This window comes from Rhodanobacter sp. PCA2, from assembly GCF_013620825.1.
Classification (GTDB): Bacteria; Pseudomonadota; Gammaproteobacteria; order Xanthomonadales; family Rhodanobacteraceae; genus Rhodanobacter_A.
In genome coordinates this window covers 1-11,427 of record NZ_NJIC01000002.1, presented here as the reverse complement: position 1 = coordinate 11,427, position 11,427 = coordinate 1, and the positions used below count along the sequence as shown (strand labels likewise).

11 protein-coding genes are annotated in these 11,427 nt (G+C 70.6%); 6 read left to right on the top strand and 5 right to left on the bottom strand.

Annotation, left to right across the window (positions count from 1 at the left end; genetic code table 11):
• Positions 1 to 186 precede the first annotated feature (186 nt).
• The gene (locus PCA_RS00885) at positions 187 to 426 is read left to right on the top strand and encodes a hypothetical protein (RefSeq protein WP_181300233.1); all 240 of its coding nucleotides are present in this window, start codon (positions 187 to 189) and stop codon (positions 424 to 426) included.
• Positions 427 to 437: 11 nt separating this feature from the next.
• On the opposite strand, the gene PCA_RS00880 is transcribed toward PCA_RS00885, so the two are convergent.
• On the bottom strand, positions 438 to 1,253 hold the full coding sequence (locus tag PCA_RS00880; RefSeq protein ID WP_181300232.1) for a helix-turn-helix transcriptional regulator: 816 nt from the start codon (positions 1,251 to 1,253) through the stop codon (positions 438 to 440).
• 164 nt (positions 1,254 to 1,417) lie between these two features.
• On the opposite strand from PCA_RS00880, the gene PCA_RS00875 reads away from it, so the two are divergent.
• The 5 genes from PCA_RS00875 (at position 1,418) to PCA_RS00855 (ending at position 6,500) form a co-directional block, all read left to right on the top strand.
• Positions 1,418 to 1,669 (top strand): hypothetical protein, encoded by a 252-nt coding sequence (locus PCA_RS00875; protein WP_181300231.1) that lies wholly within the window; start codon positions 1,418 to 1,420, stop codon positions 1,667 to 1,669.
• Positions 1,670 to 1,829: 160 nt separating this feature from the next.
• Entirely contained in the window at positions 1,830 to 2,201 is a 372-nt protein-coding gene (locus PCA_RS00870) for a MarR family transcriptional regulator (protein ID WP_181300238.1), read from the top strand.
• Positions 2,202 to 2,235: 34 nt separating this feature from the next.
• Positions 2,236 to 3,708, top strand: coding sequence for an efflux transporter outer membrane subunit (locus tag PCA_RS00865; RefSeq protein ID WP_181300230.1), 1,473 nt, complete (start codon positions 2,236 to 2,238; stop codon positions 3,706 to 3,708).
• A gap of 7 nt (positions 3,709 to 3,715) precedes the next feature.
• Positions 3,716 to 4,909, top strand: a complete 1,194-nt coding sequence (locus tag PCA_RS00860; protein WP_181300229.1) for an efflux RND transporter periplasmic adaptor subunit — start codon at positions 3,716 to 3,718, stop codon at positions 4,907 to 4,909.
• A 61-nt stretch (positions 4,910 to 4,970) separates the two neighbouring features.
• Positions 4,971 to 6,500 (top strand): DHA2 family efflux MFS transporter permease subunit, encoded by a 1,530-nt coding sequence (locus tag PCA_RS00855; RefSeq protein ID WP_181300228.1) that lies wholly within the window; start codon positions 4,971 to 4,973, stop codon positions 6,498 to 6,500.
• A gap of 48 nt (positions 6,501 to 6,548) precedes the next feature.
• Here PCA_RS00855 and PCA_RS00850 read toward each other — a convergent pair whose 3' ends face one another.
• The 4 genes from PCA_RS00850 to PCA_RS00835 form a co-directional block, all read right to left on the bottom strand.
• On the bottom strand, positions 6,549 to 7,079 hold the full coding sequence (locus PCA_RS00850; RefSeq protein WP_181300227.1) for an acyloxyacyl hydrolase: 531 nt from the start codon (positions 7,077 to 7,079) through the stop codon (positions 6,549 to 6,551).
• Positions 7,080 to 7,272: 193 nt separating this feature from the next.
• Complete coding sequence (locus PCA_RS00845) at positions 7,273 to 8,775, bottom strand: pitrilysin family protein (RefSeq protein ID WP_181300226.1); 1,503 nt, start codon at positions 8,773 to 8,775, stop codon at positions 7,273 to 7,275.
• Positions 8,772 to 10,151, bottom strand: a complete 1,380-nt coding sequence (locus tag PCA_RS00840) for a pitrilysin family protein (protein ID WP_181300225.1) — start codon at positions 10,149 to 10,151, stop codon at positions 8,772 to 8,774. Before PCA_RS00840 ends, PCA_RS00845 begins: the two co-directional genes overlap by 4 nt.
• Positions 10,152 to 10,266: 115 nt before the next feature.
• A partial coding sequence (locus PCA_RS00835; RefSeq protein WP_181300224.1) for an efflux RND transporter permease subunit occupies positions 10,267 to 11,427 on the bottom strand: 1,161 nt, incomplete at its 5' end.

Genomic DNA, 11,427 nt, shown 5'->3' with positions numbered 1-11,427 from the left:
CCCCAGGCCGGCATGGATCGAGATAGGGTTGGCGGACACCCCGCACAAGGCCGCGTGCAACGCGCGGACCTTTCCCGTCGCAGGCAAGCCCCTTCTGTCCACACGAACCGGATGTTCCGGTCGCGGCTGCCTTGTAACGCTATGCCCCTATCCCACGTCCTTTCCGCATGGAACCGAGGAGGTCACATGTCGTTGCTGTCCATCGCCACCGAAACCACCGAAACCGATGCGCTCACCGATTTCGTCGTCAACGCGCAACTGATGCTGGACCCGGCCACGCCCGAAGCGGTGCGCCGCGAAGCCGAACCGCGGCTGCTCGCCGTGCTGCCCGTGCTGCAGGCGCTGGGCGTGTTCGACCTGTTCGCCATCCGCGACCCGGCGCTGGCCGCGATGGTGCGCGACGAACTGCCGGAGGGCCGGGTCTGAGCGGCTCCGGCTCAGGCGGCCGTCGACGCGCGCTCGAAGTAGCGCGCCGGCGACTGGCCGCAGGCGCGCCGGAACATCACGATGAAAGCGCTGGTGCTTGCGTAGCCGGTGGCCTCGGCCACCTGCGCCACCGGCATGCCTTCGGCCAGCCGCTCCAGGGCACAGCTCAGCCGCGCCTGCTGGCGCCATTGCGCGAAGCTGAGCGCCGTCTCGCTGCGGAACAGCCGGCTGAGGCTGCGCGCCGACAGTCCGGCGTGTCCGGCCCAGGATTCCAGGCTGCGGTTGTCCTGCGGCGCCTTCAGCACCGCATGGGCGATGCGCAGCAGGCGGCGGTCCACCGGCATCGGCAGGTGCAGCGGCTCCTGCGGCGCACGGCGCAGTTCGTCCAGCAGCACCGCGCACACGCGCTCCTGTTCGGGCGGCAAGTGCTCGGCCAGCGACCACTCGCTGGCGCGCCGGACCAGGGCGCGCATCAACTCGCTCGTGCCCAGCACGCAGGGGCGCCCGGGCAAGCCGGCACAGGCAGCAGGCGCGAGGAAAAGGCCCCAACCGCTCATCGCCCCGCTCACGCTCACCGTGTGCAGTTCGCCCGGCGGCATCCAGCCCGCGCGATGCGGCGGCAGCAGCCAGGAACCGTAACGCGTGCGTATGTGCACGAGGCCGCTCTCGATGCAGTACACCTGCCCGCGCAGGTGGCGGTGCCAGTCGTGCGTGCGCGTCTCGCCGTCCTGCTCGCTCGACGCTTCGCCATCGTCCCAATAGGCGATCACGGCGGGACCGTCGGTGCATTCGATGCGGTCGTGGAGCTGTTGGTGCCAGGAGCCCATGTCCGATTCTCGACATTTGTTGACCAAATAACGTTATCAGCTTACCGGCCCGCGTGGCTAAGCTGTCTGGCATCCGGTGACGACTGCCGGATCGCCCCGCTGCCGCCGCTCGCGGTTCCCCGTCTCCCGGTTCGCCGCCCCGGCGCCTCCATCGGAGAGCCCGCATGTCCCCGTCCAAGCCGTCTGCCGCTGCCGTCCCGTTCCGCTCGCCGCTGGAAACCTTCGTGGCCTGCGCCCACGAGATGCTCGATCCCGCCACGCCCGAGGCGGCGCGCCGCCGCGCCGAGCCACGCCTGCTCAGCGTGCTGCCCGCCCTGCAGGCCTTGGGTGTGTTCGAGCTGTTCGCGATCCGCGACCCGGCGTTGCAGGCCCTCGTCCGCGACGAGCTGGAGGCGTTCCGGCAGCGCCGCGCATAATCTTGCTGAAACAAAACTCAACACGCATATATTTGCCTTGACAACTATACTTTCGGCAATAGAATGCGTGGCCATGAACCACGCAGCCCAGCCCCATACCGATTCCCGCGAGACCCTGGGCGTGCTGCTGGGCCTGGTGCGCACGGAGATCGTGCGCGCCATGGAAGCCGAGATCGCAGCCAAGGGACTGGAGCTGCGCTTCACCCAGTTCCTGATACTGAAAAGGCTGGGCAAGCTGGGACCGATGAGCGCCACCGAGCTGGCCCGCGCCGTGGAACTGGACGGCGGCGCGATGACGCGCCAGCTCGACCAGCTCGAGCAGCGCGGCTACCTGCGCCGCTGCCCGCACGAACAGGACCGGCGCGCGCTGCGCATCGAGCTCACCCCCGCCGGCGACGCGCTGTGGCGACAGCTCACCGACTGCAACGACCGCGTGCTCAAGGCGGCCCAGCATTCGTTGAACGCCACCGAGCGCAAGCAACTGCACGACTACCTGGAGCGCGTGCTGCACACGCTCCGCCACAAAGACTGACCCACCTCCACTCCTGCTTCGAGACCGAAAGCCCATGCGTCTGCATCCCCTTGCGGCAGCGGCCGGACTGAGCCTCGCCCTGGCCGGTTGCGCCAGCAGCGGCGGCCTGCATCCCGACGGCACGCCGATCGATCCGTCGTCGCTGAACTCCGCGCACAGCCTGGCGAACGTGCCGGCCGGCGCGGCGTGGCCATCCGCCGACTGGTGGACCGGCCTGGGCGATCCCCAGCTCGATGCGCTGATCGCCGAAGCGCTGGCCGACAACCCGACGCTCGCCGTCGCCGACGCGCGCACGCGCCAGGCGCAGGCCGTGGCCGGCGTGGCCGAGGCGGCGCGCCAGCCCAGCTTCAACGTGGGCGGCAGCGTGGCCGAGGCGCGCATCCCCACCACCGTGCCCGGCCTGGGCAACGGTCATGTGGCGCCGGCCAAGTACGTCTACGGCAGCTTCAAGTGGGACATCGACCTGTGGGGCGGCAAGCGCGCCGCCTGGGAAGCGGCGGTGGGCCAGGTCCGCGCCGCCGAGGTCGACGCCCGCGCCGCGCGCATCGAGCTGTCCACCAACCTGGCGCGCGCCTACGTGCAACTGGGCTATGCGTACACGCAGCAGGACCTCGCCAAGGCCGAGCTGCAACGCGCCGGCGAGGCACGCAAGCTCACCGCGCAGCGCGTGGACGCCGGCATCGACAACAGGATGCAGCTGCGCCAGGGCGACGCCGAAGTGGCGAGCGCCGAGGAACAGCTGGCGGTGGCCGGGCGCGCGATCGATGCCGCGCAATCGACGCTGTCGGTGCTGCTGGGCAAGGGCCCCGACCGCGGCCGCGGCATCGGCCGTCCGCACCTGATGTCGCCGGCCGAGCTGGCCGTGCCGGGCAACCTGCCGGTGGACCTGGTGGGCCATCGCGCCGACCTGGTGGCCGCGCGCTGGCACGTGGAAGCCGCGGGCAGGGACATCAAGGCCGCGAAGACCGAGTTCCTGCCCAACCTCAGCCTCGGCGTGATGGCCGGCCTGATCGCGGTGGGCGGCGAGAACCTGTTCCAGCTGCCCGCGCGCTTCTACAGCGTGGCGCCGTCGGTGAGCCTGCCGGTGTTCGACGGCGGCCGGCTGCGCGCGAACCTGTCCGGCAAGGACGCGCAGTACGACCTCGCGGTGGCGCAGTACAACCAGACGCTGGTGCGCGCCATCAACGAGGTGGCCGACGACATCCACGCGCTGCAGGCGCTGCAGTTGCAGAGCGAGGCGCAGCAACGCGCGCTGGCCGCCGCGCAGGACGCCTGGAAGCTCGCCGAGCAGCGCTACCGGGCCGGCATCGGCAGCTACCTCGAAGCGCTCAGCGTGCGCCAGCAACTGCTGGTGGCCGAGCAGCGCATGGCCACGCTGCAGGCCCAGCAATCCGACCAGTCGGTGCAGCTGATCCAGGCCCTCGGCGGCGGTTACCGCCCCGCGGCCGGCGAGCAGCCGCCGGCGTCCGCCGCATCCGTTTCCTCCGCGTCCGAACACCATTCCTGAGGCACCCATGTCCAGCCAGATCTCTCCCGCGGCGGCCGACGCCGCCACCCAGACGCCGCGGAACAAGCGGCGCGGTTTCCTGTTGCGCCTGCTGCTGGCGGTCGTGGTGATCGCCGGCATCGCCTGGGCGCTGTGGTACTTCCTCGACGGCCGCTGGTACGAGGGCACCGATGACGCCTACGTGGGCGGCAACGTGGTGCAGCTCACGCCGCAGATCCCCGGCACCGTGGTCACCATCGGCGCCGACGACGGCGACCTGGTGAAGCAGGGCGACGTGCTGGTGAAGCTGGACCAGTCCAACGCCGACGTGGCGCTGGCCGAGGCGAAGGCGAACCTCGCCGCCACCGTGCGCAAGGTGCGCGGCCTGTATTCCAGCGTGAACGGCCAGCAGGCGCTGGTGGCGCAGCAGCAGACCGCCGTGGCCAAGGCGAAGGCGGACTACGACCGCCGCGTGGGCCTGGCCAGGTCCGGCGCGATCTCGGCCGAGGAGCTGTCGCACGCCCGCGACGAGCTGACCGCCGCGCAGAGCGCGCTGGTCACCGCGCAGCAGCAGTACCAGACCAGCAAGGTGCTGGTGGACGACACCGTGGTCGCCTCGCACCCCGACGTGCAGGCCGCCGCCGCGAAGTTCCGCGCCTCCTACCTCGACGACGAGCGCACCACCCTGGTGGCGCCGGTGACCGGCTACGTGGCGATGCGCTCCGTGCAGCTCGGCCAGCGCGTGGCGCCGGGCACGCCGCTGATGGCGGTGGTGCCGCTGCACCAGGTGTGGATCGACGCGAACTTCAAGGAAACCCAGCTCACCCACATGCGCATCGGCCAGCCGGTGACGATCAGGTCCGACGTCTACGGCGGCGCGGTGACCTACCAGGGCAAGGTGCAGAGCCTGGGCATCGGCACCGGCAGCGCGTTCTCGCTGCTGCCGGCGCAGAACGCCACCGGCAACTGGATCAAGATCGTGCAGCGCATCCCGGTGCGCGTGGTGTTCACCGATCCGAAGCAGCTCGACCGGCACCCGTTGCGCATCGGCATGTCGCTGGCCGTGGACGTGAGCCTGCACGACCAGAACGGCCCGATGCTGGCGCAGCGGCCGCCGGCGCAGCCGGCCTTCAGCACCGACGTGTACGCGCAGCAGGCGGCGAAGGCCGACACGCTGATCGCCGGCATCATCCACGCCAACATGGCGGGCGGCTCGAAGTGACCGGCAACTCCCTCCCCGGCGTGCCGGGGGAGGAGCCACTCCCCCGCACCGGCCAGACCCCATGAGCAGCCATTTCAGTCCGCCGAACCTCGCCGTCACCACGATAGGCCTGTCGCTGGCCACCTTCATGCAGGTGCTGGACACGACCATCGCGAACGTGTCGCTGCCGACCATCGCCGGCAACCTGGGCGTCAGCAACGACCAGAGCACCTGGGTGATCACCTCGTTCGCGGTGAGCATGGCGATCTCGCTGCCGCTGACCGGCTTCCTCACCCGCCGCTTCGGCGAGGTGAAGCTGTTCGTGTGGTGCACGCTGCTGTTCTCGCTGACCTCGTTCATGTGCGGCGTGTCGCAGAGCATGGGCATGCTGCTGCTGTTCCGCGCGCTGCAGGGCGCGGTGGCGGGGCCGATGTACCCGATCACGCAGAGCCTGCTGATCAGCACCTACCCGAACGAGAAACGCGGCATGGCGCTGGCGCTGCTGTCGATGGTGACGGTGGTGGCGCCGATCGCCGGCCCGATCCTGGGCGGCTGGATCACCGACAACTATTCCTGGCCGTGGATCTTCTTCATCAACGTGCCGATCGGCATCTTCGCCAGCATCGTGGTGGCGAACCAGCTGCGCGGCAAGCCGGAGCGGCTGGAGCGGCCGCGGGTGGACTACGTGGGCCTGATCACGCTGATCGTCGGCGTGGGCGCGCTGCAGATCGTGCTGGACAAGGGCAACGACGAGGATTGGTTCAACTCCAACTTCATCATCCTCACCAGCATCGTGGCGGTGATCGCGCTGGCGATCTTCCTGATCTGGGAGCTGACCGACAAGGACCCCATCGTCGACCTGCGCCTGTTCCGCCACCGCAACTTCAGCGCCGGCACGCTGGCGCTGGTGCTGGCCTACTCGGCGTTCTTCGCGATCGCCCTGCTGGTGCCGCTGTGGCTGCAGCAGAACCTGGGCTACACCTCCACCTGGGCCGGCTTCGCCACCGCGCCGCTGGGCGTCATCCCGGTGCTGCTGACGTTCTTCGTGGGCAAGTACGCCACGCGCATGGACCTGCGCATCCTCGCCGCGCTGTCGTTCGTGGTGATGGGCGCGACCTGCTTCATGCGTTCGGACTTCTACCTGGAAGTGGACTTCTACCACGTGGCGATGGTGCAGCTGTGGCAGGGCCTGGGCGTGGCGCTGTTCTTCATGCCGGTGCTGACCATCCTGCTGTCCGACCTGCAGCAGAACGAGATCGCCGCGGGCTCGGGCCTGGCCACGTTCCTGCGCACGCTGGGCGGCAGCTTCGCCGCCTCGATCACCACGCTGATGTGGACGCGCCGCGCGGTGAGCCACCACGAACAGCTGGCCGAACACATCAACCCGTACAACCCCACCGCGCAGGCGGCGCTGGAGCAGTTCAGCCACGGCAATCCGCAGCGCGGCGCCACGGTGCTGAACAACGCGATCACCCAGCAGGCGTTCCAGATGTCGTTCAACGAGATCCTGCACGCGCTGGGCTGGATCTTCCTCAGCCTGATCGTGGTGATCTGGCTGGCCCGGCCGCCGTTCACGCCGAAGGCCGGGCCCTCGGCCGGCGGCGGGCACTGAGCACGGAACAAGGGCCCCTGAAGGGGCCCTTGTTCCGTGGATGCGACGCTACAGGTCGAAGCCCACGCCCACGAGCGCCATGGTCTCGCCGCGGTTCGGCTTGTGCAGGCCGCCGTTGGAGATGTGGCGGACCCGCACGCTGAAGTGCCGCCACTGCCAGCCCACGCTGTTGACGAACTCGTAGACGCTGCTCAACGCCTGGGTGCGGCCGCCGTGCAAGGCGACCTGGAAGCTGTAGAAGAACGGGTGGTACCAGTCGTCCGGGCCGCCCGCGTTCAGGCGCACGCCGCCAGCCGCCAGCCAGATCGCGTCGGCGGTCCCGTAGCGGGCGTCGCGGTAGCGGGCGAAGCCGCGGCCGTCGATCCAGCCCAGCGCGACATCGGGCGCCCAGTGCAGGCCGCTGGCGCCCAGCGGATGCGCGGCGAACACGCTTTCGACGAACACCGCGTTGGCGGCGTGGCTGTCCATGTAGCTGCGGCCGCCCTGCAGTTCGACGTGGGTGGCGGCGGCCGGCAGCGAGGCGCACAGCAGCGCCGCCGCCGCCGCGAGGGGCAGAAGGGAACGGGTGGGGGAAGTCATGGGGAGATACCTGCGGCGTAACGAATCTATTTGTGTACTATACCGCACGGTATTGTAAACGTGGCGCCGTCGTCCGGTGCACGCCGCACTGGAAACAAGGTTCCGCCGCTGCGGCCGGGTCGGGTTGCCCCGTCGACCGGCCGCATGAAAAACCCCGGCCGGGGCCGGGGTCCGAGACGACGGCTGGCGGGCCTCAGTGCCCGGTCGGGGCCGCAGGCTGGAGGGACGGGCTGTCCAGGTCGAGCTTGTCGGCCTCCAGCATTCCGGCCTGGGGCCAGGCCTTGCGCAGCGCGGGGGCGAACCGGGCGGCGTCGCCCACCACCACCACGCGGGTGTGCCGCGCATCCAGGTGGTCGCGGGCGTAGGCCTCGATCGCCTGGGGCGTGACCGCCTGCACCCGGGCGATGTACTGGCCGATGTCGGCCAGCGGCAGGCCGTAGACCGCCAGTTCGGCGACCTGCTCGGCCAGCCCCGCGGTGGTTTCCAGGCTGCGGCCGTAGCCGCCGATCAGGGTGGCCTTGCGCGCGGCCAGTTCTTCCGCGGACACGCGGCCCTTGCCCAGCAGGGCGAACTGCTGCTGCATCAGCTCCACCACCTGCGGCGCCGAGGGGTTCTTGGTCTGCGCCGAGGCCAGCCACAGGCCGGCGCCGGCCATGGGCTGCAGGCGACTGCTGGCGCCGTAGGAGAGCCCGCGCTTGATGCGGATCTCCTCGTTGAGGCGGGCGGAGTACGAACCGCCGAGCACCGCGTTCGCGACTACGCCGGTGTAGTAGTCCGCGTCGCGTCGCGGCGGCGCGGCATGCGCGGCGACCACGCCGGCCTGGCCGGCGCCGCGCTGGTCGATCAGCAGCAGCGCGGGCAGCGTGCTGGCAGCGCCGTCCCCGGGCCGGGCAGGCAGCGGCGTGCCCGGCTTCCGCCAGTCGCCGAAACTCGCCTGCGCCAGCTGCAGCGCCTGCGCCGGCGCGATGTCGCCGGCCAGCACCAGGATGGCGTTGTCCGGCCGGTACAGCGCGGCATGCAGGCGCTGCACGTCGGCGCGGGTGATGCGCGCGATCGAGGCCGGCGTGCCGGCGCGCGAATGGCCGTAGGCGCCATCGCCGAACACCGCCCGGCTCGCGGCCAGCGAGGCCAGCGCGGTGGGCCGGCTGAGCGTGAGGCGCAGGTCGTCCGCGGCCTGGGCCTGGGCGCGCTTCAGCTCGTCCGGCGCGAAATCGGGATGGCGCACCACCGTGGCCAGCAGGTCCAGCGCCGACGCCAGCCGCGGCGTGGTGACGGTGATCCCCACCGCGCTCTCGTCCCAGCCCGCGGCGGCCTGCAGCGAGCCGCCCAGCGCCTCGGCGGCGGCGGCGATCTGCGGCGCACTGCGGCCGCCGGCGCCCTTGCCCAGCAGGTTGGCGGTGAGGTCGGCGAGGCCGGCCCGCCCGGCCGGGTCCATCTCGCCGCCGCTGCGCAGCACCAGTTGCGCGGTGACCAGCGGCAAGCCGGCGCGGCGCACGCTGACCACCTGCAAGCCGTTCGGCAGCGCCTGCATGGTGGGCGTGGGCACGTTGAGCTGCGGCGCCGGGCCGGGCGCGGGTGGCGTGGCCGGAAAGCCCGCGGGCGTTTCAGCCGCGACCGCGGCTCCGGCGAACACGGCCAGGATGGCCGCGAACACGGCCGGGCGCACGAGGCGGGAAGCACGACGACGGCGGATCATTTCGCACCTCCCTGCTTGCCGCCGGCGGCCTGCGGCTGGTAGTCGATGGCGACGCTGTGCGCGCCGGCGACGTAGTCGCGCAGCACGCGCTGCACGTCGGCGGCGGTGACCCGCTGCAGCGCGTCGAGGTCGCTGTTGGCGCGCGCGGGGCTGCCCTCGGTCAGGGTGGCCTGGCCCAGCGCGAACGCGACGCCTTGCGCGGTCTGGCGCTGCTTCAGCTCGCCGGTGAGCAACTGGGTCTTGACCTTGTCCAGCTCGGCGTCCGGGATGGGCTGGGTGGCGAGCCGGACAATCTCCTGGTTCAGCAGCTTCTCCGCCTCGGCGGTGGTGTGGCCGCTGGCGAGGATCGCGTACACGGCGAACAGGCCGGGCCCCACGCGGCCGTCGGCGTCGGCGCCCACCTGCTGCGCGACCTGGTGCTTGTAGACCAGCGACTGGTACAGCCGCGAGGAATCGCCCCGGGAAAGCAGCGCGGCGGCGACCTGCAGCGGGATCAGGTCCTTGCCGTCCGCGGCGGGCGGGATCAGCCAGGTCAGCGCCACCGCGGGCAGCGGCGCGGTCTCGCTGGCGACGGTGTGGCGCTCGTCCCGGCTGCGCCTGGGCTCCTTCGCGTCGACCTGGGGGATCGGCGCGGCGGGCTTGGGAATCCAGCCGAAATAGCGATCCACCCAGGCGTCCAGCTGTTTGGGATCGAAGTCGCCGGCCACGATCAGGGTGGCGTTGTCGGGGCGGTAGAACGTCTGGTGGAACGCGATCACGTCCGGCAGCGTGGCGGCTTCCAGGTCGGGGATGCTGCCGATGGTGGGCCGCTTGTACGGGTGCACCTTGTACGAGTACTGGTCGATCGCGTTGAACAGCTTGCCGTAGGGCTGGGCCAGCACGCTCTGGCGGTATTCCTCCTCCACCACGGCGCGCTCGGACTTGAAGTTCGCCTCGTCCACGTTGAGGCTGGAGAGCCGCTCGGCCTCGGCCCACAGCAGCGTCTGCAGGTGGTTGCCGGGCACCACCTCGAAGTAGTTCGTGATGTCGTTGCCGGTGGAGGCGTTGTTCGCGCCGCCCACGTCCTCGGTGAGCCGGTCCATCTGCTCGGCGTGCATGTGCTTCGTGCTCTTGAACATCAGGTGCTCGAACAGGTGCGCGAAGCCGGAGCGTCCCTGCGGGTCGTCCCTGGAACCCACGTGGTACCACACCTGCACCGCCACGTTGGGGCTGGCGTGATCCTCCACGCTGAGCACCTGCAAGCCGTTCGGCAGCGTGCGTTCGCGGTACTGAATGGGCGGGATGCGCAGGGTTTCCGCCGCGGCGGCGGGCGGCGGCGCCAGCGTAGCGGCGGCGAGGGCAAGGGTGGCCAGCAAGGCGGCCGGGCGCAGGCGCATGGGCGTCGTCCGTTGGGCGGAAGCGCCACGATAGCAAGCGCCGCACAGGCGCGCCCGTGACGTTTGGCCTGTGCGCGCCTTCCCCCGCGCAGGGGAAAGGCGCGACGACGGCGGCCTATTTCGGCAGCGCCGGCATCTGCTGCGCCAGCAGGCGCTGGCGGCGGATCTGCTCGCGCAGCGCCTTGCGCTTCGCCTTGCGTTCGCGGCGGTCGTGCTGCCACAGGTAGATCGCCGGCGTGCTCAGCAGCGTCAGCAGCTGCGAGACGAACAGGCCGCCGAGGATCGCGATGCCCAGCGGCTGGCGCATCTCCGCGCCGGTGCCGAAACCGATCGCCAGCGGCAGCGCCGCGCCCATCGCCACCAGCGTGGTCATGGTGATCGGGCGGAAGCGCACCAGCGCCGCCTCGCGGATCGCCGCCGGCGGCGCCATGCCGCGCTCGCGCTCGGCGACCAGCGCGAAGTCCACCATCAGGATCGCGTTCTTCTTCACGATGCCGATCAGCATCAGCACCGCGATCACCGACATCAGAGTGAGCTGGGTATGCGTGAGCAGCATCGCGAGGAATGCGCCCATGCCGGCCGCGGGCAGCGTGGAAAGGATGGTCAGCGGATGGATCAGGCTCTCGTACAGGATGCCCAGCACCACGTACATCGCGGCGATCACCGCGAGCAGCAGCAGCAGCGCGTTGGTGAGGGAGTCGAGCAGGTCCTGGTTCTGGCCGGTGTACTTCTTCTGCACGCCGGGCGGCAGGTGCGCGGCGAAGATCGCCTGGTCCACCAGGTTCAGGCCCTCGATCTGGGTGGTGCCCTTGGCGAGGTTGTAGCTGATGCTGGACGACTCGATCTGGTTGAAGTGGCTGATCGTCACCGGCGCGATCTGCGGCCGGATGTGCGCGATCGCGGACAGCGGGATCATCTTGCCCCGGGTGTTGCGCACGTAGGTGTTGAGCAGCGCCTCCGGGCTCAGCGTGTCGGCCTTGTCGGAGGCCAGCACCACCTGGTACTGGTTGATGTTCGAGTAGATCGTCGACACCGGCGCCTGGCCGAACGACTTGTTCAGCGCATCGTCCACCGCGCCCATGCTGACCAGCAGGCGCGCGGCCGCGTCGCGGTCCACCTCCAGCATCTGCTGCTTGCCGATGCTGTCGAAGCTGGTGGTGACGTCGCTGAACTGCTTCATGCCGCGCATCACCCGCGCCAGGTCCAGCGTGGGCTGCTGCAGCGACGCGCCGCTGGTGCTGGTGAGCTGCACGGTGAACTGCGGACCGCCGCCGCC

What these genes read in the sequence shown, in the direction of transcription:
- PCA_RS00870 (WP_181300238.1), top strand. Translation starts at nt 1,830, where the DNA reads ATGGAAGCCGAGATCGCAGCCAAGGGACTGGAGCTGCGCTTCACCCAG.
- PCA_RS00875 (WP_181300231.1), top strand. Translation starts at nt 1,418, where the DNA reads ATGTCCCCGTCCAAGCCGTCTGCCGCTGCCGTCCCGTTCCGCTCGCCG.
- PCA_RS00855 (WP_181300228.1), top strand. Translation starts at nt 4,971, where the DNA reads ATGAGCAGCCATTTCAGTCCGCCGAACCTCGCCGTCACCACGATAGGC.
- PCA_RS00885 (WP_181300233.1), top strand. Translation starts at nt 187, where the DNA reads ATGTCGTTGCTGTCCATCGCCACCGAAACCACCGAAACCGATGCGCTC.
- PCA_RS00865 (WP_181300230.1), top strand. Translation starts at nt 2,236, where the DNA reads ATGCGTCTGCATCCCCTTGCGGCAGCGGCCGGACTGAGCCTCGCCCTG.
- PCA_RS00850 (WP_181300227.1), bottom strand. Translation starts at nt 7,079, where the DNA reads ATGACTTCCCCCACCCGTTCCCTTCTGCCCCTCGCGGCGGCGGCGGCG.
- PCA_RS00840 (WP_181300225.1), bottom strand. Translation starts at nt 10,151, where the DNA reads ATGCGCCTGCGCCCGGCCGCCTTGCTGGCCACCCTTGCCCTCGCCGCC.
- PCA_RS00860 (WP_181300229.1), top strand. Translation starts at nt 3,716, where the DNA reads ATGTCCAGCCAGATCTCTCCCGCGGCGGCCGACGCCGCCACCCAGACG.
- PCA_RS00880 (WP_181300232.1), bottom strand. Translation starts at nt 1,253, where the DNA reads ATGGGCTCCTGGCACCAACAGCTCCACGACCGCATCGAATGCACCGAC.
- PCA_RS00845 (WP_181300226.1), bottom strand. Translation starts at nt 8,775, where the DNA reads ATGATCCGCCGTCGTCGTGCTTCCCGCCTCGTGCGCCCGGCCGTGTTC.